Genomic DNA, 22,960 nt, shown 5'->3' with positions numbered 1-22,960 from the left:
CCAGTCTAAAGGGTGCCGGTCGCAATCTTCAGCATGCGGCGCACGGGTTCTGCGGCGCCCCACAGCAGCTGGTCACCCACGGTGAAAGCAGAGATGTACTGGGGGCCCATGTTGAGCTTGCGGATGCGGCCCACCGGGATATCCAGGGTACCGGACGCCGCAACGGGAGTCAGCCCCTCGACGGTGGCGTCCTTGGTGTTGGGGATAACCTTTGACCACTCGTTGTCCTCATCGATAATCTTCTCGATTTCCTCAACGGTCAGGTCTTCCTTGAGCTTTAGGGTCAGAGCCTGGGAATGGGAGCGCATGGTTGCAATACGCACGCACAGGCCGTCAAGAACCACGCGGTCATCACCCTCAAGGCCCAGAATCTTGTTGGACTCAGCCTCGGCCTTCCACTCTTCGCGGGACTGGCCGTTGCCCAGGTCAGAGTCGATCCAGGGAATCAGTGAACCGGCCAGGGGAACGCCGAACTGGGTGGTGTCGAGGTCGCCGGAGCGCTGGAGTTCCAGCACCTTGCGGTCGATCTCAAGGATGGCGGACGCGGGGTCGTCCAGCTCGGTTGCTACGTAGCCGTTGATATCGCCGAACTGCTTGAGCACCTCGCGCATGTGGCGGGCGCCGCCACCGGAGGCTGCCTGGTAGGTCATGGAGGTGCCCCACTCGACCAGTCCCTGCTTCCACAGGCCGCCCAGGCCCATGAGCAGGCAGGAGACGGTGCAGTTACCGCCGATGAAGTCCTTAACCCCTGACTCCAGGCCGCGGTCGATGACGTCGCGGTTGATGGGGTCAAGCACGATGACGGCGTCATCGTTCATGCGCAGGGTTGAGGCTGCGTCAATCCAGAGACCGCTCCAGCCGCGCTCGCGCAGCTGGGTGTGTACTGCCTTGGTGTAGTCGCCACCCTGGGCGGTCACGATGACGGGCAGCTTGGCGAGCTCGTCGATATCGTGGGCGTCCCTGAGCATGGACTCTTCCAGCGCCCCGCCGAAGGTGGGGGCCGCTGAACCGGCCTGGGAAGTGGAGAAGAAGACCGGGTTGATACCCTCGAAGTCACCTTCTTCGAGCATGCGCTTCATGAGCACGGAGCCGACCATGCCACGGTAACCAACAAAGCCTACGGAATCACCAGATGTAAAAGTCATGGTTTCAGTCTAGCTTTTACGGGCTCTCTGCGCAGGGTCTGGAACCGCATGGTGAGAGAAAGTGTAATCGTACGGTGACTTTACTTAAAGTAACCGTACGATTACTTTAGGAAAAGTAGTCGTTCGGTTACACTTGCGGTATGACACAGCAAGATGCCACCGGTATACGAACCCTGCACATCACTGGAGAAGTGGGAGAAGTCGTCCGTCTCCGCCGAGAAGAGCTCGGTCTTACTCAAAAAGAAGTGGCAGCCAAGATTGGCGTATCCCGCAAATGGTACATTGACCTTGAACAAGGTAAGCCAACGGTTGAGCTCTATAAGGTACTAGATGCTTTTTGGGCTCTAAACCTAGAGCTTCAAGTAAAGGCCGCATCATGAGCGAACTCAATGCCTACCTAGATGGTGAACTGTGTGGCACATTCATGGAGAAAAATGGGCAAATCACTTTTGCCTATTCCCCAGGATATGAAAGTTCGGTGCCCCTTTCCCTGTCTATGCCTGAACGAAACCGGACGCATAAAAATAAAGTAGCGCTACCGTTCCTTAAAGGCCTTTTACCCGATAATGCTCAAGCTTTAGAAAATATGGCGCGTGCGGCAGGGGTATCAGCAGGATCCATTTTTGGTTTACTTGAGCGCTACGGGCAAGACGTTGCAGGCGCTCTTCAGCTTTTACCGCCGGGCAAGGGCAGCAGCGATGCACAGAGAGCTAACCTTTCTCAGCAACCCGTGCTGAATGAAACAGATTTTGAAGAACTACTAGAAGAAAGTAGAGAGCTTTATCGCGGGAAAACGCTGATTGCTTCTGAAGCTTTTCGATTTAGCGTGGCAGGAGCCCAGCCAAAGCTATCACTGACCAGAAATCATGAGGGTAAATGGGTCCAGCCGGGAACAGGTATCGCCACTACCCACATCATTAAGCCTGTTAAAACAGAAGATAATTATTTTGTTGAGAATATCGATATTGCTGAGTTCTTGACAATGAAGGTAGCCGTTAAATGCGGGCTTAATGCTGTTGATCCTGAACTGTGGCGGAGTAGAACAAGTAGCTTAACAGCGGTTATTGTTCCCCGCTACGACCGTTATATCCTTGACGATGCTGTTCGCCGGGTACACCAGGAAGACCTGTTGCAAGCACTGGGTATACCGCCTGAGAAGAAGTATCAGCATCGTGATGGTGGCCCTGGAGCTGGGGAGATAGGCCAACTGTTCCGCCAAAAAACTAAGCCGGGGGATCGCTTACGTCTTCAAGAGGACTTCTTTAAAGGCTTGGTGTTCAACGTAGGCGTAGTTGGTACAGATGCTCATGCCAAGAACTATTCTTTGGTGCATCGGGAGAGCGGGAGTGAGCTTGCCCCGTTGTACGATTTGATTTCTGCTGCTGCACATATCGGGGATGAAAGCTTGGCTTATTTTCCAATGGGAATTAAGAAAAACTATAGATTTACTCAGATTTCTGACGAAGGTTTAGTGTTTGAGGGACAGCGTTTAGGCTTGCCGAGGCAACGGGCCCAAGAGCTCGTAGAAGAGATTCTTAGCTACCTGCCAGAGGCTTTTGAGGAAACAGGTAAAGAGCACGGTTTGGAAGATGCAGCCGCCAAAATTGTGGACGGTCTGGGGCGGCTTTCCCCTGCCCGTTTTGTTTCAAACTATTGGCGCTGACCTGCTGCCTTTGTCTTGCGCAGGGTCTGGAACCGTATGGTGAGAGGGAGCTTCACACCGGTGGCGGTCAGTGCATAGCCCCGATCTGAGCGGACGGGTGCGCCCTCGGCTTCTGCAGCCCAGTCGGCCCCCAGCTCGGGGGCGTAGGTATCCCCTGGAATCTCAGCCTCAAAGAGGGTGCGCTCCACCCGGGTTACCTGCCCACCCGCTACTCCGGGTAGGTCGGTACGGTGTAGGGCCTCGGCGTAGAGGGAGCCGCCGCCAATGACCCAGTAGGTGGGGGCGTCCGGAGCTAAACTCTGCGCCGCCCCCAAAGCCGTATCGAGAGAAGGTGCCCAGACAGCACCGTCCTTTTCTTCAACCTGCGAGACAGAACGCGTAATCACAAGATTGAGCCGCCCCGGTAGGGGGCGGAAGCGGGGAGGGATGGACTCCCAGGTTACCCGACCCATAATGACCGGGGCGCCCAGGGTCAAGGCCTTAAAATGGGCTAGGTCCTCGGGGGCATACCAGGGCATATCGCCGTCGCGGCCAATCACCCCGTTGCCCGCCTGCGTCCAGATAGCCGCTAGCTCGGGCAGGGTACCCGAGCCGTTTACCTGCTCACCGTTCACGCTCAACTCCTCGACCCTAGACCGCAATCGGGGCCTTAATGAGGGGGTGATGGCGGTAATCTACCAGCTCAAAGTCCTCAAACTCGTAGTCAAAAATTGAGGGCTTCTTATTCTTAATGCGCAGGCGCGGGTAGGGGTAGGGCTTGCGCGACAGCTGCTCGGTGACCTGCTCGTAGTGGTTGGAGTAGATGTGGCAATCTCCGCCGGTCCAGACAAACTCACCGGGCACCATACCCACCTCTTCAGCAATCAGCTGGGTCAGCAGGGCATAGGAGGCAATGTTGAAGGGCACGCCCAGGAACATATCGGCAGACCGCTGGTAGAGCTGGCAGGAGAGCTCCTTCTGGCCATCCTCCCGGGTCTTCACGTAGAACTGGAAGAGGGCATGGCAGGGTGGCAGCGCCATGTCGTCAACCTCAGCCGGGTTCCAGGCAGAGACAATATGACGGCGGGAGTCGGGGTTGTTCTTGAGCGAGTCAAGCACCTTGGCAATCTGATCGATGGTCTGCCCGTCACCGGCCGGCCAGGAGCGCCACTGCACCCCGTAGACCGGGCCCAGTTCGCCGTCCTCGTCCGCCCACTCATCCCAGATCGTCACGCCGCGCTCCTGCAACCAGCGTACGTTTGACTCCCCGCGCAGGAACCAGAGAAGCTCAATAACCACCGACTTGAAGTGCACCTTCTTGGTGGTGATCAGCGGAAAACTCTCAGATAAGTCAAAGCGCATCTGACGGCCGAATACGCTTCTGGTGCCGGTACCGGTGCGGTCGGCTTTCTCGTCGCCGGTCGCCATAATCTCGCGCAGCAGGTCTTCGTAGGGGGTAGGAATAACAGTCATATCTTCTTTAATCGTCAAAAGGCTTAATTTGTTCCAGCGACACCACGGTCTTGGGGTGGGCCACAGACACCTGCAAGACCCACATCTCCCCGGGCTTGAGGTAAGGGTCATGCACGGGCAGATGGGGGCGTAGCTGCTTATTCAGGTGCTCGCCCAGAACCTCAAGGACGGTGGGCAGCACCGGGCGGTGGGTGCAGAGTATGACCGACTTATCCCGCTTCTCAAAGAGGGACTCGACCACCTTACGGGCGTGCTTGGGCGCCCGGGCATGGTGGGCTTCGGTCAGAGCCCGCTTCTCCTTGATGGAAATACCAGAGGCCTTCGAATAGGGGTAGACCGTTTGCATGCAGCGCACCCAGGGAGAGGAAACGATGCGTTCGGGCTGCCAGGCCTCCAGCAGGCGTCCTACCGCCAGGGCCTGGCGCTTGCCGGTAGCCGCAAGTGAGCGCTCGCCTTCGGCCCCGGCCCAGCTGGCGCGCGGTTTGGCCTTGGCATGGCGGACGATAATCACCGGGCGGGTGCGCAGGTTCTGCGCATGAGCCAAGGCCAGCAGGGCGTCGAGGGGCTCTTTGTCGGTGGCGTTGGTGAGCATGGTGCGGGCCTGTTTGGGAGTGACCCAGCGCAGCTCGTCCACTTCGCCCTCGTCAGCAACGGCTTTTTGCCCGGCTGGCGCTTCGGCTGCCCAGTAGTAGACCTCCTTGGGCTTGCCCTTGACCTCGTAGGCGGTCACCGCCAGAGGGGCGCCGAGGGTGACGTTGAGCCCGACCTCTTCGCGGATTTCCCGGATGGCGGTTTCGGGCAGGGTTTCGCCGGGGTCCTGCTTGCCCTTGGGCCAGGACCAGTCATCGTAGCGGGGGCGGTGGATGATGAGGACCTGCACCTGGTCGTGGTGCCAGCGCCAGATAATGGCGCCTGCTGCGTTGACAGCTGCCCGGTTGTGGGGGCCCCGGCTGAGCGAGAGCGCTCCGTCGTGGGTGTGGGCGGCGTAGAAGGTCTCGGTGTGCGGCATGTGGGAAGCTCCGTGGGGGTGGGGCGGGCATTGAGAATGTCCTTGAGTTAACCGAATGTTAACCCAAGGACATTCTATGCCTCTTAGCTGTGAGCGGTGGACAAGGCGCGGACGTCTGCGCCCGGCTTAGGCTCGCTTGTTGCGTTTCTGGTCGCGACTAGCCAGGTAGTAGGCCTGCACATCGCGCAGGGGTGAGCCGTCGGCTGCCAGGTGGTGGCGTTCCCAGGTGCCGTCTGACCCCAGGTGCCAGTTGCTGGTTTTCTCTGAGAGGTAGTTGTCGAACATCTCTAGCAGGTACTTGATGTGGGCTTCTGCCTTCACATGCACCAGGGCTTCAACACGGCGATCGAGGTTGCGGTGCATCATGTCTGCTGAACCGATGTAGACCTTGGGGGTCCCGGCGTTTTCGAAGGTGAAGACGCGGGAGTGCTCGAGGAAGCGGCCCAGGACTGAACGCACCTTGATGTTCTCGGAGAGACCGGGGACGCCGGGGCGCAGGGCACAGATACCGCGAACGACCACGTTGACCTCAACCCCTGCCTGGGAGGCGCGGTAGAGGGAGTCGATGATAGCCTCATCGACCATGGAGTTGCACTTGATCTGAATCTTGGCGGCGTGGCCCGCGCGCTTGTGCTCGATTTCCTTGTTGATGTTGTCAATCAGGCCCGAGCGCAGGGAGCGGGGGGCAACCAGTAGCTGCTTGTAGGTGGTCTTGGGGGCGTAGCCGGAGAGCTGGTTGAAGAGACGAGAGACGTCCTCACCGATTTGCGGGTCGCAGGTGATAAGGCCGAGGTCCTCGTAGAAGCGGGCGGTAGAGGGGTGGTAGTTGCCGGTGCCGATGTGGCAGTAGCGGCGCAGCCCGTCCGCCTCTTTACGCACGACCAGGGAGAGCTTGCAGTGGGTCTTGAGACCCACGATGCCGTAGACCACGTGCACGCCCGCGCGTTCGAGCTTGCGGGCCCAGTTGATGTTGGCCTCTTCGTCGAAGCGGGCCTTAATCTCAACCAGGGCCAGCACCTGCTTGCCGGCTTCGGCTGCCTCGATGAGGGCGTCCACGATGGGGGAGTCGCCGGAGGTACGGTAGAGGGTCTGCTTAATGGCGAGGACGGCGGGGTCGGACGCGGCCTGCTCCAGGAAAGCCTGTACGCTGGTGGCAAAGGAGTCGTAGGGGTGGTGCAGCAGGACGTCGTGGTCGCGGGTTGCAGTAAAGACGTCGGCTGCCTTGGAGGTCTCGTTGGCGTTGAGCCAGCGGGAGGTGTGGGCGATGTGCTTGGGGTAGTGCAGGGCCGGGCGGTTGGTCTTGGCGATATCGGACAGGCCGCGCAAATCGAGGGGAGCGGGGAGCTTGTAGACCTCGTGCTCGTCGATACGCAGCTCTGAAACGAGCAGGTCAAGGATGGTGGGGTTGATGGTGTCTTCAACCTCCAGGCGCACCGGGGGGCCGAAGCGGCGGCGTAGCAGCTCGGTTTCTAGGGCCTTGAGCAGGTTCTCGGCGTCGTCTTCTTCAACTTCAAGATCCTCGTTGCGGGTCACGCGGAAGGCGTGGTGCTCCACGACCTCCATGCCGGGGAAGAGCATGTCGAGGTGCTCGGCGATAATGACCTCAAGGGGGATGAAGCGGACCTCGCCCGAGGAGGACTTGACCGCGCGGGCGCCGTCAACGGCCACCATGCGCTCGATGGCTTCGGGCACCTTGAGGCGGGCGAAGAGCTCCTTGCCGGTCTGGGGGTTGCGGACGATGACGGCCAGGTTGAGTGACAGGCCAGAAATGTAGGGGAAGGGGTGGGCCGGGTCAACAGCCAGGGGGGTGAGCACGGGGAAGAGCTCGGCGCGGAAGAAACGGGAGAGGCGCTCCTGCTCACTGGAGGAGAGGTCTGCCCAACCGACGATACGGATGTTTTCCTTTTCCAGCTCGGGGTAGACCTGCTCGTGGAAGACACGGTACTGGCGCTCCTGCAGGGCATGGGCGGCCTCGGAGATTTCTTCCATCTGTTCTTCGGGGGAGAGCCCGGCTGCTGAGGGCACGGCGATGCCGGTGGCGATACGGCGCTTGAGGCCGGCCACGCGCACCATGAAGAACTCGTCCAGGTTGCTGGTGACGATGGAGAGGAAGTTCAGGCGCTCTAGCAGGTAGAGGTTGGGGTCTTCGGCCAGTTCGAGCACGCGGGTGTTGAACTCAAGCCAGCTGATTTCGCGGTCGAGGAAGCGGTCACTGCCGAAATCGCCTTCGAGGTTGGGCTGCTTGATTTTTTCGCCCACGTCGATACGGTCTACGCGGGTTTCGGCGCGTTCGAGCTTGTTAATATCGCCGTTGATATGGGGGTGGGCCGGGGTTTCTGCCGGTGTAGTGGTCATGGTGTGCCTTTCAATGCGAGGGGCGGTGGTAAAGATTAGGGGTGGGCAGGTGCGTACTGTCGGTCGATGGTGAGGGGGGTAAAGCCGAGGGAGCGGTAGAGGGCTACAGCGGCGGTGTTGTCGGCATCGACATAGAGGACGATGCGGTCAAGGGGCGTGCCGGACTCGTCGGTAGCCCCGGCTAGATAGGCCATGCCGGCTAGGGTCAGAGCCTTCCCCAGCCCCTTACCCTGCCAGGTGGGCGCGATGCCCACCGCATAGACTTCCCCTTCGGGGTGCTCGCCCTGGCCGGTAGGAATCTTGGTCCAATGGAAGCCTGCCAGCTGCCCGTCCTTTTCTACAGCCAGGAAGAACCCTTCTGCCCGGAACCAGTCAGAGTCGGTGCGGGCCGCAAGGTCATCGAGGGTTAGCCGCCCCTGCTCGGGGTGGTGGGCAAAGGCCTGGGCATTGACCTGCACCCAGGCCCCAGCCAGGTCGGGGGTATAGGTGGTCAGCGTTAGGCCAGCGGGGAGGGGGCGGGCCTGGGCAGCGGCGCGGACGCTCGCCCGCGCCTCGTCGGTCAGGGCCAGACCCAGCTTGTAGAGTTCGCGGGTAGGGCGCCAACCCAGCTTATCGGCCAGGTGGGTTGCCGCCTGCAGGGCAGGGCTAGACGTATCAGAACCACCGTGCACCCAGGCCCGAAGCGGCTCATCACCGGCAGCCTCAACCGCCGCGCCTATCAGGGCCGAGCTAAGGCCCTGGCCACGGGCCTCGGGGGCGACAGTGGCCTCCAGCACCCAGAGCTCGCCCTCCCTCACCAGGGCGGCGAAACCTAGGGGTGCACCAGCCTGCCGGGCCTCAAAAAGCCGCACACCGGCGTCCGCCCCCGCAGCTGCCTTGCGCAGCTCAACAAAGGTCTGCTCAGAGAAGGGGGAGGCGCCGTCCTGCCGCCGGGCCAGCTCAGCCAACCGCTCAAAATCAGCTAGCACAACACCCGAAACCTTGGGTGAAACAATTTCATAGACCACACGCGCCTCCTACACACATCGCAGCTCCTCTAAGCCTACCTAGAATCCGACCGCGCCGAGTTAAAGCTATACCCCACATTGCGAACCGTCGTAATCAACTGCTCATGGTCAGGGCCCAGCTTCGACCGCAGACGACGAATATGCACATCAACCGTGCGCGTACCACCGTAGTAGTCATAACCCCACACTTCAGAGAGAAGCTGGGCACGCGTAAAAACCCGCCCGGGGTGCTGCACCAAAAACTTCAGCAACTCAAACTCTTTATAGGTCAGGTTCAGGGGCGACCCCTGCAAACGCGCCGAATACGAGGCCTCATCGACCGTGATACCACCGGCCCGAATCACCGTGCTCTCAGGCTCAGCCTCCTCAGCCACATGCGCCGTCAGCAACCTCAAACGGGCCTCAAGCTCAGCCGGGCCCACCGACTCAAGCACGATATCGTCCACCATCCAGTGCGGCGCCACCGCAGCCATACCGCCCTCGGTAAGCACCATCAACAGCGGCGTAGTAAAACCAGACCCCTTCAACAACTGGGCACAGTTACGGGCCGCAACCAACTGCTCACGGGCATCCACCAAGACCACGTCGGGCCCAGCGGCCTGCACCATCGACGGCGCAGCGCCCAGAGGAAGAACAGATATCTGATGAGCCAACAACCCCAGCGACTGAGTGACATCGGCGCCATCGGTCGCAGAATCACTCAATACGACAATATGCAGCACGCTCATACACTCCCTAGAACAGGTCAACTCAAGCACCAGTATAAAACGCAGGCCACAGACGTTGATAAACAGGTTCGTAATACGGGAAGATAAGAAGAAGCCCGGAACCCACACCACCGGCCCACCACACAGCGAGATGAAACCCCAGAGTGACGACTAAAGACCCCACCCACACCCGAGCTATCCGCACCTTCGTCCCCGAGCTCACCAAGCTCCGCCGGGCCAGGCAGAAAACCGTCTACGAAGGGCCCATCGGGCGCATCGGCACAACCCGCCGTTCTCGCTACACGCTGGTGGCGTTCTCCGCCCTCGTCACCCTTATAGCCCTGGTCATCACCGCAGCTACCTCACCCGACCTCGCAGCACTCACCGGGCTGGGCGCCGTCCTTCTCATCGCCGGCGGCTGGCCCGCAGCCACCGGCATCGCCGAACTGCGCGGACGCCGCCGCATTACCTCCCACTCCGTCATCGTGCTGGTATCGGGCGTAGCCTCCTTGCTCTACTCTTGGCTCAACCCCGGCAGTTCCCCCCTGGCCTTCCTGCCCGCTATCGCAGCGGTGGGCGTGGTCGCAAGCTTCATGGCAGAACTTGCCCGCGGCGAAGGCGCTGTGGGGCGCCTGGAGTCGGTCATCAGCTGCGTCTCGGGTGTGCTGGCCTCAGTCTCTGTGGCAGGCTGGGTGGGTCTAGCCATCCTGGCCAGGGACGTTGAAACCGCCTACCCCGTCATCACCATCGGCCTGGCCGTCGGTCTGCTGCTGGGACTTATCGGCATCCGGGTTGTCTCGGCAGGCCCCAAGGAAGGGCCCCGCCGTGGCGCTGTCACCCTGGGCGTAACACCCGTAGCATTTATCGGCGTCATCGCCTATGTGTGTGCGACTTTCCTCACTCGCGTGGTAGGGTAGCGGTATGAGTATTCTTGCACTTGAAATTTTCTTCCTCGTCCTTCTGGGCCTGGCAGGTCTGGCTATCTTCACCTGCATCGGTTTCGTACTCACCGGCCTCTTCCGTGGCCAGAAGTAAGCAACCCACAGGCTTCTCAGCACCGGCCCCGCGCACTGTTGCGCGAGGGCCGGTTTTCTTTATGTTTCGGGCGCCTAAGGTGAAGGGAGCAGCGGGGGCGCCCCGGCAGACGACTGGCTGGGGCTGGCATGAATCGCGTGCGAGCTTTGCGAGCCTGCGAGAAGGTTAGTCGTCAGAGGGGCGCCCCGCTGCTCATAACTGCCCCTCTCCTCAGACAGGCTTGCCGATTACACTGGTATGTATGGCTATTGAAATTCCCACCAACCTTACCCCCGAACTCGTACCCTTCTCCTGGCTGCTGGGCACCTGGGAGGGTACCGGCTCCCTCTGGTACGAGGGGGCAGAATCAACTCCCTTCGGGCAGATTATTACCTTCAGCCAGGACGGTCTGCCCTTCATTGAATACCGCGCCGAGAGCTTCCTGCTTGATGACCAGGGCCAGAAGCTTCGCACCATCACCGTTGAGACCGGATTCTGGCAGATTGACCGCCCCCAGGTGGACGGCGACGTCGGCCCCGGTCTGGTGCCTGCTGATGTGGTTCCCGTGCACCAGGATGCCGAGTCCGTTGAGTCCCTGCGCAACGAGGACGGCGGCTTCAACCTGCTGGCGACCATCGCCCACCCCGGCGGTCTGACCGAAAACTACGTGGGCATGATTAAGGGCCCGGTGGTGCGTATGCAGACCGGCAACATGCTTAAGGATGACATCACTAAGGACTACGCCGGTTCTGTACGCCTCTGGGGCCTGGTCAACGGCAACCTCATGTGGGACTGGGAAACCGCTAACCCCGAAACCCGCAAGCTTGAGAAGCACGCTTCGGCTGAGCTGCGTAAGACCTCGTCCATGACCGGTGAAGACCTGGGCACTACCATGTTCGGCGGCGAAAACCTTGCAGGTGACCAGTAGTGACTGCCTACCGTAGTCCCCTGCTGTCTCGCCCGGGTGCTTTTGCGGCGTCCGGGGCGGACGCCGGGGTCGCTGCCCACTACGGCGACCCGGTTGCTGAGCAGCGGGCCCTGGCCCGCCGTACCCGGCTTGCCCTGGTTGACCACTCCAACCTGGGCGTGGTAACGGTTGCGGGCGAGGACCGCCTGAGCTGGCTGACCACCCTCTCAAGCCAGGTCCTAGCCGGGCTGGGGGAGGGGGACTCTACCGAGCTTCTTCTGCTGACCCCGCAGGGCCGCATCGAGTTCTCTGCTTTTGCTGTTGAGAAGGACGGCGCGGTCTGGCTGATCACCGAACGGGACCAGGCTGCGCCCCTGGTCGAGTATTTGAACCGCATGAAGTTCATGCTGCGCGTTGAGATTACCGACCGTACTGAAACCCACGCGGTGCTGGGTTCCACCCTTGACCCGCGCGAGGTCGATGGGGCGGACGCCGTGCTGGCAGGCGGTATCGTCTGGACTGACCCCTGGGGCGCCGGTATTGCCCCCGGGGGCTACACCTACGCGTCCGCTGGGGAAGATGAGCACCCGGCGTCCGCCTATCGGCGCTACCTGACCATCGTGCCCGCCCACCGCCTACTCGATGCGGTGGAGGGATCCCAGCTGGCCGGGGTCTGGGCCGCTGAGGCTCTGCGTATTGAGGCCTGGCGCCCGCGCGTGAGCGTGGACTCCGATGAGAAGACCATCCCCCACGAGCTCGACCTGCTGCGTACCGCCGTGCACCTGGAGAAGGGCTGCTACAAGGGCCAGGAGACCGTGGCCCGCGTGCACAACCTGGGGCACCCGCCCCGCCGCCTGACCTTCCTTGACCTGGACGGCTCCGAGCACACCCTGCCCGCTGCCGGTTCTGCCGTGATGAACGGTGAGAAGAAGGTGGGCACCGTGACCTCGGTGTCCCTGCACCACGAGGCTGGGCCTATCGCCCTGGCCGTCCTGAAGCGCTCGGTTGACCCCACCGCCACCCTGCGCGTGGTGGACGGGGGAGATACGGACGCCGACGGCAACCCCGCAACCAGCCAGTACGCCGCCGCCCAGACCGTGATTGTCGCTCCGGACGCCGGCCAGGTGGCAGGACGCCGGAACATGGGGGACTTTCTGCGCTAGAGTTCTCTGAGCCCACACCACGGTAGATACGGCACAGACACGGTAAAACAAGTGCCCATAAAAATGACTGCCTCCCCAAGAATCCTTGGGGAGGCAGTCGTTTCTAGTGTGAGGCGTGTGGCCTAGCGGCCGAAGAGAACCTTAGCCTCTTCGTAGCGGTGGACCGGAACGGTCTTCAGGCCGTTAAGGGCCTCAGCAAAGTCAACGCGCTTAATCTCGGTGCCCTGCAGGGCAACCATCTTGCCCCACTCCTTGTCGTGAATCATATCGACAACCTGGATGCCCAGACGGGTAGAGAGCACGCGGTCAAAGCCGGTGGGGGCGCCACCGCGCTGAATGTGGCCCAGGGTGGTGTTACGGGTTTCAATGCCGGTGATGCGCTCAATCTCCTGCGCAACCCAGTCGCCGATACCGCCCAGGCGGGGGCGGCCGTCCTTCTCCTGGCCCTTACCAGCCATCACATCGTCGAAGCCCTCGGGGATGAAGCCCTCAGCAACAACAATCAGGGGGGAGCGGCCGCGGTCGTGAACTTCCTTGACCCAGCCAGAAACCTCTTCCATCGAGACCTTAACCTCGGGAATCAGAATAGCGTGAGCGCCGCCGGACATACCGGAGTGCAGGGCAATCCAACCAACGTGACGGCCCATGACCTCAGCAACCATGGCGCGGTGGTGGGACTCACCGGTGGTGCGCAGACGGTCCAGGGCATCGGTTGCGATAGAAACTGCGGTATCGAAACCGAAGGTGTAGTCGGTTGCCTGCAGGTCGTTATCAATGGTCTTGGGAACACCAACCACGGGCAGACCCGCGTCAGCCAGGCGCTTAGCACCAGCCAGGGTACCCTCGCCGCCGATAGCGACAATAGCGTCGATACCGTTGCGCTCCATCATGATCTCGATGTTCTCGGGGCCACCCTTAGGACCATCGAAGGGGTTAGTGCGGGACGTACCCAGGATGGTGCCACCGGTACGAGCCAGGCCGCGAACCTTGGTGCGGGGCAGATCCATGAAGTCGCCTTCAACAACACCGCGCCAACCGTCGCGGAAGCCAACGAACTCGTCGCCGTAGGTCTTGACGCCATTGAGCACAGCGCCACGGATAACAGCGTTCAGGCCGGGGCAGTCGCCGCCGGAGGTGAGCAGACCGATCTTCATGGAGAAACTCCTTGTGTTATTCCTGGTGGGGAATGATGGTGGTGACCCTGTTGGGTTTCTGCCCGTTTAGGCAGTCCAAAGTGTGGGTCTTTGTTGGTTTCTATTGTAGTAAAGAGGGGTTGCGTTGGGTAGCTGTGGGGTAGGTTGCGCTGTATGTTTTGGGTCGCTGAGTAAGAGTCAAATGCGACTTTAGGGGCGGGAGGGATTCTAGTTTCTGGCACTCCGGATATTACAGATAGCGCGGCATATGAACCTTCGCAAGCGACCCTCTCGCAGCTTCGCTTCGCTCAGGTGCGATTCACGCCAGCCGCCGAGCCAGCTTGCTTGCGGTTCATATGCCGCGCTTACTTGGTGCCTCCATGGGGTGCGCAGGACGCCCCTGGAGCCGACTGGCTGGGGCTGGCATGAATTGCTTGTGAGCGCCAGCGAACCAGCAAGAAGGTTAGTCGGCAAAGGGGCGTCCTGCGTACCGCTGGGGTATGCCCGAATCAGGCAAACTACTCTGCGGTTGCCAGCAGCTTCTGCATGCGAGCCAGGCCCTCGGCGAGGTCTTCATCGCCCAGGGCGTAGGAGAGGCGCAGGTAGCCGGAGGGGCCGAAGGCCTCACCGGGAACAACTGCTACTTCGGCTTCTTCCAGAATGATTTCGGCAAGCTCAGCGGAGGTCTGCGGGGTCTTACCCGCAATGGTCTTGCCCAGCAGGCCGGTGACGTCGGCGTAGGCGTAGAAGGCGCCCTTGGGGGTGGGGCAGTGGACGCCCTCAATAGCGTTGAGACCCTCAACGATGGTCTTGCGGCGGCGGTCGAAGGCCTTGTGCATTTCGTTAACGGCGTCAAGGGAACCCGAGACGGCTTCAAGCGCTGCCAGCTGGGCGACGTTGTTGACGTTGGAGGTCATATGGGACTGTAGGTTAGTCGCTGCCTTGGTGATATCAGCCGGGGCAATCATCCAGCCCACGCGCCAGCCGGTCATGGCGTAGGTCTTAGCAACGCCGTTGAGAATAACGGTGTTCTCAGCCAGGGCGGGTACGGCCTTGACGATGGAGGTGAAGGGTACGTCGTCGTAGGTGAGGTGCTCGTAGATTTCGTCGGTGAGCACGATGATGCCCTTCTCTAGTGCCCACTCGCCAATAGCCTTGGTTTCTTCGGGGGTGTAGACCGCACCGGTGGGGTTAGAGGGGGACACAAAAATCAGAGCCTTGGTGGCGGGGGTGTAGGCTGCCTCCAGCATGTCGGGGGTGACCTTGTATTCCTTGTCGGCTCCCGCGAAGACCTCGATGGGGTTGCCGCCAGCCAGGCGGATAGCCTCGGGGTAAGTGGTCCAGTAGGGGGCGGGCAGCAGCACATCGTCGCCCTCGTCAATGACGGTGGCAAAGGCCTGATAGACGGCCTGCTTGCCGCCGTTGGTCACGATAACCTGGGAGGCGTCGATATCGATGCCGGAATCGCGCTTGGTCTTCTCAACGATTGCCTGCTTGAGGGCGGGCAGGCCTGCGGCCTGGGTGTAGCGGAAGTTAGCGGGGTCGTCGAGAGCCTTACGGGCAGCGTCCACGATGTAGTCGGGGGTGGGGAAGTCAGGCTCGCCCGCACCGAAGCCAATCACCGGGCGTCCTTGTGCCTTCAGGGCCTTAGCTTTAGCGTCAACGACCAGGGTGGCCGAGGGGGCGATAGCGCCGATGCGGCGTGATACGCGGGCAGTCATGGGGAGGTTCTCGCTTCCGTCCTGCGGGCAGGACCGTCGGGGTGGGGCAAATGAAGGGCGCGGACACCAGCGCGGCAGCTGGCACCTACCCCTTAAATCATAGGTCGGACGGCAGCTGGGAGAGGGGCTGGCGCGCACCAAATTGCCAAAGCAAAAAATATGTTCTACAGTAGATAACGTTGTTCGCAACCGAACAGCTTTAGGTTTGTGCCCGCAAGGGTCTCAAGCCTCCTTGAAGGGATAACCTTCAAAGGGCGGTGGCTCAATTGGTAGAGCAGCGGTCTCCAAAACCGCAGGTTGCAGGTTCGAGTCCTGTCCGCCCTGCTTCAAGCCTCACAGGTTTATTTGTCAATCGAACAGTTCATGTTCATGATGAGTCTAGAAATTCATGATGAGTCTAGAAAGGGGCGGGCCTACCATGGCTAAATCAATCGCCGCCAGGACCGCCGATTCTGAAGAACCAGGCGCAGAGAAGAAGCTGGGCTTCTTCGGCCGCATTTTCCAGTTCTTACGCGAAGTTATCGCAGAACTCAAAAAAGTCACCACTCCCACCGGTAAAGAACTGGTGCAGTATGTGATTATTGTTCTTTTCTTCGTTGCTTTTATGATGCTCTTCATCTCGGGCCTAGATTACGTTTTCGGTCAGGGAGCCTTCTGGATTTTTGGTAACGGCATCAACTAGAAGCACGAAGCTAGGCCGACGGCGGCCTAACCCGTAGAATCTTTTGTGTATGTAGGGCGTGCGCGCCTTCAAGTAAACCCCAATGACGAAAGCAGGAAAGCGTGTCCGAGCAGGAAGTTGCACCTGAAACCGAAGAGGTCGTAGAACCTGCAGAGCAGGCAACCGAAGAGGGCCACGAGGCTGTTGAAGTAGCAGCCGCTGAGGTCGTCGAAGAAGTCACTGAAGCTGAAGAAGCTGGCGAGCCCGCCGTTGACCCTCTCGAAGAGTTCAAGGCTAAGCTGCGCCGCCAGGAAGGTGAATGGTTCGTCATTCACACCTACGCTGGCTACGAGAACAAGGTCAAGGCTAACCTCGAATCCCGTGCCCAGACCATGAACGCTGAAGATGACATCTTCGAGGTTCAGGTCCCCATGGAAGAGGTCATGGAAGTTAAGAACACCACCAAGAAGCTGGTTCGCCGTGTGCGCGTCCCCGGCTACGCTCTGGTGCGTATGAACCTGACCGACGAGAGCTGGGGCGTTGTGCGCCACACCCCCGGTGTGACCGGCTTCGTTGGGCAGGACGCCTACAACCCGGTTCCCCTGCGCCTCGATGAGGTCGTCGACATGCTGGCTCCCGTCTTTGAAGCTGAGCAGGCAGAAGCAGGCGCCGCTCCTAAGACTGCCCCCGCTGTTGAGACCGGCTTTGAGATTGGCGAGGCCGTCACCGTTAAGGAAGGCCCCTTCGAAGGCATGCCCGCAACTATCTCAGAGATCAACGCCGCGGCCTCATCAATGGTTGTGCTGATTTCCGTCTTCGAACGCGAGACCCCCGTGACCCTGAACTTCTCACAGGTCACCAAGATGTAGCCCTCTGTGGACTATACAAGGAATTGCTCCTTACCTTTGGGTAGGGGGCGATTTTTTGGGTAAGGGGATTGATTGCAAAAAATGTGCTGTGTTATGCTTCTTTCGTTGGGTAAAGGTGCCTAACTATGATTTGAAAGAGAGAAGACAAATGTCTTTAGCTACAGTTAGCAAGGGAGCAGCTCTAGCTGCTACTACTGCTCTTGGTATTGGTTTACTTTTAGGGCCGGGGGCTGATTCTGCCAATGCAGGTGTCTATGGTTGCCCTACTTCAACGGTATGTTTATTCACTGGTAACTGGTTTACTGGTGAGCGGCAAGATATTAGCGGCTACTCGCAATATGCAAATGTGAACTCAGCTCAGCATGATAATACTACCTCTTGGATTAATGCCAACCGATGGGCAACGATGGGAATTGGCGAATGGCGTAATGGGTCGCGTTTTATTGCTCAGAAACTCCCTCCTGGCTGGTATGAGTCAGACCTTAGATATGGTGTCAAACCCTCATTTAATAATATGGCGGATTTCATTGTGATGGTCTAAAGCTTAGCGAGGGCAGGAGGATGAACATAAATTTTAACACTACTGCCCTTGTCGTAAATAAAATATTTATTCTAGAATGACAATTTTAATAGGTTTAATAGGTTTGGCGACTCTGCATGTCAAAAGGAAGACAAGATGAGGCCTCGTATCAGCTATTTCATGGGTGTGGCTATGCTGGTACTCTCTGGTTGTTCCGCTAACGAAGCTACAAGTACCGAAGCGGAACAGTATGAGAGTGGAATTGCTCCTGCTACTCAGGTTGATTCACAAGCGATAGAGAAAATAAATACTCTATTCAGCATGAGTCCTGCCGCCCAGCAAGCTAAAGAAGTAACGGTAGCTCAGTGCCTACAAGCTCAGGGGTATAGCTGGAGTCTGCGATCTACCTCTGAACGTTACGACATCAGATTAGACCTCTCACCACGACCCCTGAGCGTGGAAGATGCTCAAGAGCACGGCTACCAAAAAGCTTCTACTACCTTAGAACAGAACAACCCCGATATAGATGATGCAACCTGGGCTGCCTATATGGGCAACCCTGAAAACGGAGGCATCAGCGTTGACGGAGTTCCAGGGGCGATTGCTGCCGACGGGTGTCTGGCTCAGTCTTATGAGGCTGTCTTTGGGAGCGCTGAGGCTGGAGTTCTTTTTGAAAGCGGTATCCAAAACCTTCCGCTGCCTTATATAGGCGCAGCTCAGATGGATTCGAAACAGGAGGAATTAAATCAGCGGTGGTCGGCCTGTATGAAAGACAACTATAGTATCGAAATACAAACACCAGACCTAGCCTCGGTGGACACTAGCATGGATTCACATCAATTAGCTATTTACGATGCTAAATGCCGGCAGAAAGTAAACTATGAGGAAATCACTGAAGATATTCTCAATGCTTACTTGACTACCTTCTTAACTGATAATGAGGGCGTTATTGACCAGCTCACCCAAGCTAAACGGATAGCGGAGAAAAATGCTCCCGAGATTCTGAGCAAATCATAAGATATGGTGAACAAAAAAATTTGGGTTTTACTGACCTTACTCTGTATGGTAGTTACCGGAGCGACGGTATATATAGCCTCTTCCTTTAAAACTAGCGAGCAGAAAGCCGCTGAAGCACAAACGCCAGAAGCTAGCGTGATTACCGCTAGTGTAGAAAACCGAACCCTCGAGAACATTCTTCCACTAGTCTGCTCGGTTGACTACACCGACCAGCGCGAGCTCACTGTCACTAACGCTGCTCCCGGTGCCCAGTACACCAGCGTGGACATCGTCCAGGGCGAAGAGTTGGGCAACGGGAGCTTGGTCGCCGAGGTTAACGGCGCACCGGTCTTTACCCTCCTGGGTGGCTTCTCCCTCTACCGCGACCTCACCCTGGACGCCCAAGGGCCCGACGCCAAGCTCCTCAACGATGCACTGGTAGCCCTGGGCTACCAGCTCCCACGGGTTGGCGCTGACATAGATACCGTCACCGAGGAAACTTACCGGGCGCTGGGAGTTCTCTACACCAGCTTCGGCTACAAGCCCCTGAGCAAAGAGGAGGCAATCCCGGCAAGTTCCTTTATTGTGCTTAACAACCACGCAACCGTTATATCTAAGCCCCGCTCAACCGGGGACGTCAGCTTTGAGGCGCTTGCCCTGTTGAGTTCCGGGCAGAAAGAACTCGCCTGCAAACCAGCGACCGGCACTCTGAGCCCAGACGCTGCCACCGGTCAGAGGCTCCGCCTCAATACCGGTGCCACAGTAACCTATCTCGTAGAAGTCAAGAGCGAAAAGACAAGCACCGGAGCCAATGCAGGTTCAGGTTCAGAGGCACCGGCCGTCCCTAACACACAGACTGGAACTGATACCGGTACTAAGTACGTTGCCGTTCAGGTGCCCGAGAGCGATTTGGGCGGGCTGAATCGTTTCAACGCTGAGCTGATTCTGGACTCATCGCCCCAGGCCGGGCTGGTTGTTCCTTCCAGCGCTCTCTTCACCACGGGGCAGGGGAGCATCGTCAAACTCCAAGAGGGCACTGAAACACGGGATATCACCGTGCGCGTCACTTTTAGTGCTAACGGCTACAGCATGATTGAAGCAGACCCCAGCACCGGGCTGACCGAAGGTAGCCAGGTTGTGATCTCCACCGGTACATCATGAGCCCCCAGCCCCTGATCGAAACTCGCGAGATTCGCCAGCAATTTGGCACCGCCGAGAACCCACTGGAGATTCTGCACGGGATTAACCTGACCATTCAGGCCGGAGAAATGGCTGCCCTGCTAGGCACCTCCGGCTCGGGTAAAAGTACCCTGCTCAATATCCTAGGGCTCCTGGCCCGGGCCAGTTCCGGTAGCTACACTCTGGGTGGAACCGATATCTCCGAGATGGAGGCCAAACGGCTGGCCGATGTCCGGCTCTCCCAGGTAGGGTTCGTCTTTCAGTCCTTCCACCTGATTGCCCACAAGAACGTCACGGAAAACGTAGAACTACCCCTGCTCTACCAGGGCGTACCCAAAGCAGAGCGTCGCCGCAGGGCTAGCGAAGTTATTGACAGGCTGGGGCTAACGCACAGGGCAACTGCCCGTATAGAAACCCTCTCCGGCGGTGAGAAACAGCGGGTAGCTATTGCCCGCGCCGTAGTGACCCGACCCACCGTTCTCCTATGCGATGAACCAACAGGTGCCCTGGACCAGAAACGCTCACAAGAGGTCATGGACCTATTGCGCGAGGTCACTGGCGAAGACCAAGCTACCCTGGTCGTCACCCATGACCCTGCCATTGCCGCCCGCTGTGACCGAAGCTTCTACATAGAAGACGGTCTGATTATTGAAGAAACCCGCTCGATGGAACAACCTCCTACAGTCCGAGAACAAGCTACGGAACAGAGCAGGTTACCTGCGGTTGCTGACCCTAGCCCAGAGGCCGAGCAGGAACCCGATATTTTTCGGGATGCGGCGGTAGAGGGCATACCCCGTTTCCCCTGGGTCAAACCCGCGCTGGTTGAGGCCTGGCAGGCTACCTTTTCTCGCCTGCGCCGTAACCTCTTCACCATGCTGGGTGTGGCTCTGGGTGTTGCGGCGCTGACCCTGACAGTGGGGCTCTCCAACACCATCGCCGGGCAGATTTCCGATGCCTTTGACATCTACCAGGCTAAGAAAGTCACCCTGCACTACAGCGGGCAAGAAGCCCTGACCGCCCAGCAAGCTCAGAGCCTAGTGGATAGCCCCGGCTACCAGAAACTAGCCGATATTAACGGTGTGACCGGGCAATCTGCCTACCGCGTCATTAACGAGGTCATGGGCGTTCGCTCCACCCTTCACAGCGAAGAAAATATATCTGCCCCGGTCATTGCCGCCCAAGAAACAGTCTTTGCTGTGCAGGAACAAAACCTGGTCCAGGGCCGTCTCTTTGATAGTGGGCACAACGAACGCGGTGAGACTGTAGCCGTGGTGGGCGAGAGCCTGCTCAAAAAGCTCGGCGTGAACTGGCAAGAGGGCCTAGTGATTTACCTGGACGGAAACCCAGTGACGGTAATCGGGGTAGTCACCGAGAACAGCGCCTCAGGTTCCTACTACGGAGCCATCTACCTTCCCTTCAACACTGACTCCTATCCCGACAGTAAATCCCTCGACATCGTGCTGAGCGTTCAACCGGGTGCCGCCCAGCAGGTGGGCCAAGAAGCCCCTTATGCGGTGTCGCCCAATAAGCCTTCTGCCTACAGCGCCACTATCCCGCCTGCACCCGAAACCCTTAAAAATGCTGTAGACGAGCAACAGAAAACTCTGCTGATCGCCATGTCGCTCATTACCCTGGTCATCGGTGCGGTGGGTACCATGAATACCTTCCTGGTAGGGGTTATGGAACGCCGCCAAGAAATAGGTTTGCGCCTAGCCATTGGTACCAAACCGGCGGGTATTACCCTGCAACTGGCGGTTGAAACTATCATTACCAGCCTTTTGGGTTCCTTTGCCGGCGTGCTTTTCTCCATCAACGCCATTGCCCTCATCAGCCTCTTCAACTCCTGGACCCCCATCATCAGCCCGGCAGTAATCGGCCTGGGGGTGGGAGTTGGCCTAGTCCTAGGCCTTCTGGCCGGAATCTACCCGGCCCGCAAAGCCGCCCGAATCGACCCTATCGAATCCCTTACCCGCCTGTGAGCAAACACCCAGGGGCGGGCGTCCGCCCCGCAATAGCTTTAAAGCCCAGACCGTACTAAGATAGAAGACTGTATGTGCGCACCCACGCCGGTGTGCCCCTACACGGTGCAGCCGCCGCCATGGCAGCACCACCGCCCGGTACATACTCCTGTGTGCCGGTCCACCAGCTAAGAAAAGGACCAAACACAAATGGCTCCCAAGAAGAAGGTCGCAGGCCTCATCAAGCTGCAGATCCAGGCAGGCGCCGCTAACCCCGCGCCCCCCGTTGGCCCCGCACTCGGTGCGCACGGCGTCAACATCATGGAATTCTGCAAGGCCTACAACGCAGCCACCGAATCCCAGCGCGGCAACATCATCCCCGTAGAAATCACCGTCTACGAGGACCGCTCCTTCACCTTCATCACCAAGACCCCTCCCGCAGCTCAGCTCATCAAGAAGGCAGCTGGCGTTGCTAAGGGCTCCGGCGTTCCCCACACCCAGAAGGTCGGCTCACTGACCATGGATCAGGTCAAGGAAATCGCCCAGACCAAGATGGAAGACCTCAACGCTAACGACATCGACGCCGCAGCGAAGATCATCGCCGGCACCGCCCGCTCCATGGGCATCACAGTCGAAGGCTAAAACCCTTCCACCCCTGAAACAACAGGGGAACCGAGGTTCACACCTCACCCAAAGACAATTGTTAGAGTCTCCCACCCGGGAGGCATGTGGCAGAGCCGAGCGCGGCTCACCAAAGACCACACCTGCAAAGGAGAAAAGCAGATGGCAAAGCGCAGCAAGGCGTACCAGGCAGCTGTAGCCAAGATTGAAGCGGACAAGCTCTACGCACCCGCCGAGGCTATTGCAGTAGCAAAGGACATCGCGGCAGACAAGCCCAACTCAACCGTTGAGGTCGCACTGCGACTCGGCGTTGACCCCCGTAAGGCAGACCAGATGGTACGCGGTACCGTCAACCTGCCCAATGGCACCGGTAAGACCGCCCGCGTCGTCGTTATCGCAGCCGGTGAAAAGGCTGAAGCAGCAGAAGCAGCTGGCGCCGACTTCGTTGGCTCAGACGACCTGATCGCAAAGATCGCTGGCGGCTGGACCGACTTCGACGCAGCAGTTGCAACCCCCGACATGATGGGCAAGGTTGGCCGTCTGGGTAAGGTTCTGGGTCCCCGTAACCTCATGCCCAACCCCAAGACCGGCACCGTCACCATGGACGTTGCTAAGGCAGTTGCAGACATCAAGGGCGGTAAGATCGACTTCCGCGTTGACCGCAACTCAAACCTGCACTTCATCATCGGTAAGGCTTCCTTCACCGCTGAGCAGCTGACCGAGAACTTCGAAGCAGCTCTCGAAGAGGTTAACCGCCTCAAGCCCTCATCAGCTAAGGGCCGTTACATCTCAAAGGCAACCATCGCCACCACTTTCGGTCCTGGCGTTCCCGTTGACCCCTCAACCGTAGCCTAAGTTTCTTAGACCCTAACGGTTAAAC

At 59.1% G+C, this 22,960-nt stretch carries 22 protein-coding genes and 1 tRNA gene; 14 read left to right on the top strand and 9 right to left on the bottom strand.

Annotation, left to right across the window (positions count from 1 at the left end; genetic code table 11):
* Positions 1 to 5 precede the first annotated feature (5 nt).
* Positions 6 to 1,145 carry an aspartate-semialdehyde dehydrogenase gene (gene asd, locus ACRCJM_RS10040; protein ID WP_431464791.1) on the bottom strand — a complete coding sequence of 380 codons (1,140 nt, stop codon included), beginning with the start codon at positions 1,143 to 1,145 and terminating at the stop codon, positions 6 to 8.
* Between the two features lie 140 nt (positions 1,146 to 1,285).
* Between asd and ACRCJM_RS10035 the strand changes: the two genes are divergently transcribed.
* Both ACRCJM_RS10035 and ACRCJM_RS10030 read left to right on the top strand, forming a co-directional pair.
* Complete coding sequence (locus tag ACRCJM_RS10035; protein ID WP_237184912.1) at positions 1,286 to 1,525, top strand: helix-turn-helix domain-containing protein; 240 nt, start codon at positions 1,286 to 1,288, stop codon at positions 1,523 to 1,525.
* Complete coding sequence (locus ACRCJM_RS10030) at positions 1,522 to 2,808, top strand: HipA domain-containing protein (protein ID WP_237194803.1); 1,287 nt, start codon at positions 1,522 to 1,524, stop codon at positions 2,806 to 2,808. The genes ACRCJM_RS10035 and ACRCJM_RS10030 overlap by 4 nt, the downstream gene beginning before the upstream one ends.
* Here the strand turns inward: ACRCJM_RS10030 and ACRCJM_RS10025 are convergent.
* The 6 genes from ACRCJM_RS10025 to ACRCJM_RS10000 form a co-directional block, all read right to left on the bottom strand.
* Positions 2,796 to 3,422: a dihydrofolate reductase gene (locus tag ACRCJM_RS10025; protein WP_431464790.1), complete on the bottom strand. Its 627-nt coding sequence runs from the start codon at positions 3,420 to 3,422 to the stop codon at positions 2,796 to 2,798. The genes ACRCJM_RS10030 and ACRCJM_RS10025 overlap by 13 nt on opposite strands.
* Positions 3,423 to 3,438: 16 nt before the next feature.
* The gene (locus ACRCJM_RS10020) at positions 3,439 to 4,260 is read right to left on the bottom strand and encodes a thymidylate synthase (RefSeq protein WP_431464789.1); all 822 of its coding nucleotides are present in this window, start codon (positions 4,258 to 4,260) and stop codon (positions 3,439 to 3,441) included.
* A 7-nt stretch (positions 4,261 to 4,267) separates the two neighbouring features.
* Positions 4,268 to 5,269 carry an NUDIX hydrolase gene (locus ACRCJM_RS10015; protein WP_237199094.1) on the bottom strand — a complete coding sequence of 334 codons (1,002 nt, stop codon included), beginning with the start codon at positions 5,267 to 5,269 and terminating at the stop codon, positions 4,268 to 4,270.
* A 126-nt stretch (positions 5,270 to 5,395) separates the two neighbouring features.
* The gene (locus ACRCJM_RS10010) at positions 5,396 to 7,624 is read right to left on the bottom strand and encodes an RNA degradosome polyphosphate kinase (protein ID WP_431464788.1); all 2,229 of its coding nucleotides are present in this window, start codon (positions 7,622 to 7,624) and stop codon (positions 5,396 to 5,398) included.
* A 35-nt stretch (positions 7,625 to 7,659) separates the two neighbouring features.
* On the bottom strand, positions 7,660 to 8,631 hold the full coding sequence (gene mshD, locus ACRCJM_RS10005; protein WP_431464787.1) for a mycothiol synthase: 972 nt from the start codon (positions 8,629 to 8,631) through the stop codon (positions 7,660 to 7,662).
* A 35-nt stretch (positions 8,632 to 8,666) separates the two neighbouring features.
* Positions 8,667 to 9,353 carry a response regulator transcription factor gene (locus ACRCJM_RS10000; protein ID WP_431464838.1) on the bottom strand — a complete coding sequence of 229 codons (687 nt, stop codon included), beginning with the start codon at positions 9,351 to 9,353 and terminating at the stop codon, positions 8,667 to 8,669.
* Between the two features lie 149 nt (positions 9,354 to 9,502).
* Here ACRCJM_RS10000 and ACRCJM_RS09995 point away from each other — a divergent pair, with 149 nt between their 5' ends.
* The 3 genes from ACRCJM_RS09995 to ACRCJM_RS09985 all read left to right on the top strand — a co-directional run bounded on the left by ACRCJM_RS09995 (position 9,503) and on the right by ACRCJM_RS09985 (position 12,422).
* Entirely contained in the window at positions 9,503 to 10,255 is a 753-nt protein-coding gene (locus tag ACRCJM_RS09995; protein WP_431464786.1) for a hypothetical protein, read from the top strand.
* A 359-nt stretch (positions 10,256 to 10,614) separates the two neighbouring features.
* Positions 10,615 to 11,280, top strand: coding sequence for an FABP family protein (locus tag ACRCJM_RS09990; protein WP_237184887.1), 666 nt, complete (start codon positions 10,615 to 10,617; stop codon positions 11,278 to 11,280).
* The gene (locus ACRCJM_RS09985; protein WP_431464785.1) at positions 11,280 to 12,422 is read left to right on the top strand and encodes a YgfZ/GcvT domain-containing protein; all 1,143 of its coding nucleotides are present in this window, start codon (positions 11,280 to 11,282) and stop codon (positions 12,420 to 12,422) included. The genes ACRCJM_RS09990 and ACRCJM_RS09985 overlap by 1 nt, the downstream gene beginning before the upstream one ends.
* Before the next feature lie 122 nt (positions 12,423 to 12,544).
* On the opposite strand, the gene ACRCJM_RS09980 is transcribed toward ACRCJM_RS09985, so the two are convergent.
* Both ACRCJM_RS09980 and ACRCJM_RS09975 read right to left on the bottom strand, forming a co-directional pair.
* Entirely contained in the window at positions 12,545 to 13,576 is a 1,032-nt protein-coding gene (locus tag ACRCJM_RS09980; protein ID WP_237184882.1) for a 6-phosphofructokinase, read from the bottom strand.
* Between the two features lie 497 nt (positions 13,577 to 14,073).
* Complete coding sequence (locus ACRCJM_RS09975) at positions 14,074 to 15,276, bottom strand: pyridoxal phosphate-dependent aminotransferase (protein WP_431464784.1); 1,203 nt, start codon at positions 15,274 to 15,276, stop codon at positions 14,074 to 14,076.
* Between the two features lie 251 nt (positions 15,277 to 15,527).
* Between ACRCJM_RS09975 and ACRCJM_RS09970 the strand changes: the two genes are divergently transcribed.
* The 9 genes from ACRCJM_RS09970 to rplA all read left to right on the top strand — a co-directional run bounded on the left by ACRCJM_RS09970 (position 15,528) and on the right by rplA (position 22,935).
* Positions 15,528 to 15,600: transfer RNA gene (locus ACRCJM_RS09970), tRNA-Trp, on the top strand.
* A 94-nt stretch (positions 15,601 to 15,694) separates the two neighbouring features.
* Positions 15,695 to 15,958, top strand: coding sequence for a preprotein translocase subunit SecE (gene secE / locus ACRCJM_RS09965; protein WP_237194772.1), 264 nt, complete (start codon positions 15,695 to 15,697; stop codon positions 15,956 to 15,958).
* A 101-nt stretch (positions 15,959 to 16,059) separates the two neighbouring features.
* Positions 16,060 to 16,806 carry a transcription termination/antitermination protein NusG gene (gene nusG, locus ACRCJM_RS09960; RefSeq protein WP_431464783.1) on the top strand — a complete coding sequence of 249 codons (747 nt, stop codon included), beginning with the start codon at positions 16,060 to 16,062 and terminating at the stop codon, positions 16,804 to 16,806.
* Between the two features lie 115 nt (positions 16,807 to 16,921).
* Positions 16,922 to 17,347 (top strand): peptidase inhibitor family I36 protein, encoded by a 426-nt coding sequence (locus ACRCJM_RS09955; RefSeq protein WP_431464782.1) that lies wholly within the window; start codon positions 16,922 to 16,924, stop codon positions 17,345 to 17,347.
* A gap of 135 nt (positions 17,348 to 17,482) precedes the next feature.
* Positions 17,483 to 18,343, top strand: coding sequence for a hypothetical protein (locus ACRCJM_RS09950; RefSeq protein WP_237184878.1), 861 nt, complete (start codon positions 17,483 to 17,485; stop codon positions 18,341 to 18,343).
* Between the two features lie 135 nt (positions 18,344 to 18,478).
* Positions 18,479 to 19,483 carry a hypothetical protein gene (locus ACRCJM_RS09945; protein ID WP_237184877.1) on the top strand — a complete coding sequence of 335 codons (1,005 nt, stop codon included), beginning with the start codon at positions 18,479 to 18,481 and terminating at the stop codon, positions 19,481 to 19,483.
* On the top strand, positions 19,480 to 21,480 hold the full coding sequence (locus ACRCJM_RS09940; RefSeq protein WP_237184876.1) for an ABC transporter ATP-binding protein/permease: 2,001 nt from the start codon (positions 19,480 to 19,482) through the stop codon (positions 21,478 to 21,480). Before ACRCJM_RS09945 ends, ACRCJM_RS09940 begins: the two co-directional genes overlap by 4 nt.
* A gap of 189 nt (positions 21,481 to 21,669) precedes the next feature.
* Entirely contained in the window at positions 21,670 to 22,101 is a 432-nt protein-coding gene (gene rplK / locus ACRCJM_RS09935; protein WP_283490448.1) for a 50S ribosomal protein L11, read from the top strand.
* Between the two features lie 141 nt (positions 22,102 to 22,242).
* Positions 22,243 to 22,935, top strand: a complete 693-nt coding sequence (gene rplA / locus ACRCJM_RS09930) for a 50S ribosomal protein L1 (protein WP_185174246.1) — start codon at positions 22,243 to 22,245, stop codon at positions 22,933 to 22,935.
* Positions 22,936 to 22,960 lie beyond the last annotated feature (25 nt).

It is taken from the genome of Rothia sp. L_38 (assembly GCF_050689125.1).
Lineage (GTDB): Bacteria > Actinomycetota > Actinomycetes > Actinomycetales > Micrococcaceae > Rothia.
This window is presented reverse-complemented; position numbering and strand designations above follow the sequence as displayed.

Coding starts and splice junctions, on each gene's coding strand:
- asd (WP_431464791.1), bottom strand. CDS start 1,145: ATGACTTTTACATCTGGTGATTCCGTAGGCTTTGTTGGTTACCGTGGC.
- ACRCJM_RS10035 (WP_237184912.1), top strand. CDS start 1,286: ATGACACAGCAAGATGCCACCGGTATACGAACCCTGCACATCACTGGA.
- ACRCJM_RS10030 (WP_237194803.1), top strand. CDS start 1,522: ATGAGCGAACTCAATGCCTACCTAGATGGTGAACTGTGTGGCACATTC.
- ACRCJM_RS10020 (WP_431464789.1), bottom strand. CDS start 4,260: ATGACTGTTATTCCTACCCCCTACGAAGACCTGCTGCGCGAGATTATG.
- ACRCJM_RS10015 (WP_237199094.1), bottom strand. CDS start 5,269: ATGCCGCACACCGAGACCTTCTACGCCGCCCACACCCACGACGGAGCG.
- ACRCJM_RS10010 (WP_431464788.1), bottom strand. CDS start 7,624: ATGACCACTACACCGGCAGAAACCCCGGCCCACCCCCATATCAACGGC.
- ACRCJM_RS09990 (WP_237184887.1), top strand. CDS start 10,615: ATGGCTATTGAAATTCCCACCAACCTTACCCCCGAACTCGTACCCTTC.
- ACRCJM_RS09980 (WP_237184882.1), bottom strand. CDS start 13,576: ATGAAGATCGGTCTGCTCACCTCCGGCGGCGACTGCCCCGGCCTGAAC.
- ACRCJM_RS09975 (WP_431464784.1), bottom strand. CDS start 15,276: ATGACTGCCCGCGTATCACGCCGCATCGGCGCTATCGCCCCCTCGGCC.
- secE (WP_237194772.1), top strand. CDS start 15,695: ATGGCTAAATCAATCGCCGCCAGGACCGCCGATTCTGAAGAACCAGGC.
- ACRCJM_RS09950 (WP_237184878.1), top strand. CDS start 17,483: ATGAGGCCTCGTATCAGCTATTTCATGGGTGTGGCTATGCTGGTACTC.
- ACRCJM_RS09940 (WP_237184876.1), top strand. CDS start 19,480: ATGAGCCCCCAGCCCCTGATCGAAACTCGCGAGATTCGCCAGCAATTT.
- rplK (WP_283490448.1), top strand. CDS start 21,670: ATGGCTCCCAAGAAGAAGGTCGCAGGCCTCATCAAGCTGCAGATCCAG.
- rplA (WP_185174246.1), top strand. CDS start 22,243: ATGGCAAAGCGCAGCAAGGCGTACCAGGCAGCTGTAGCCAAGATTGAA.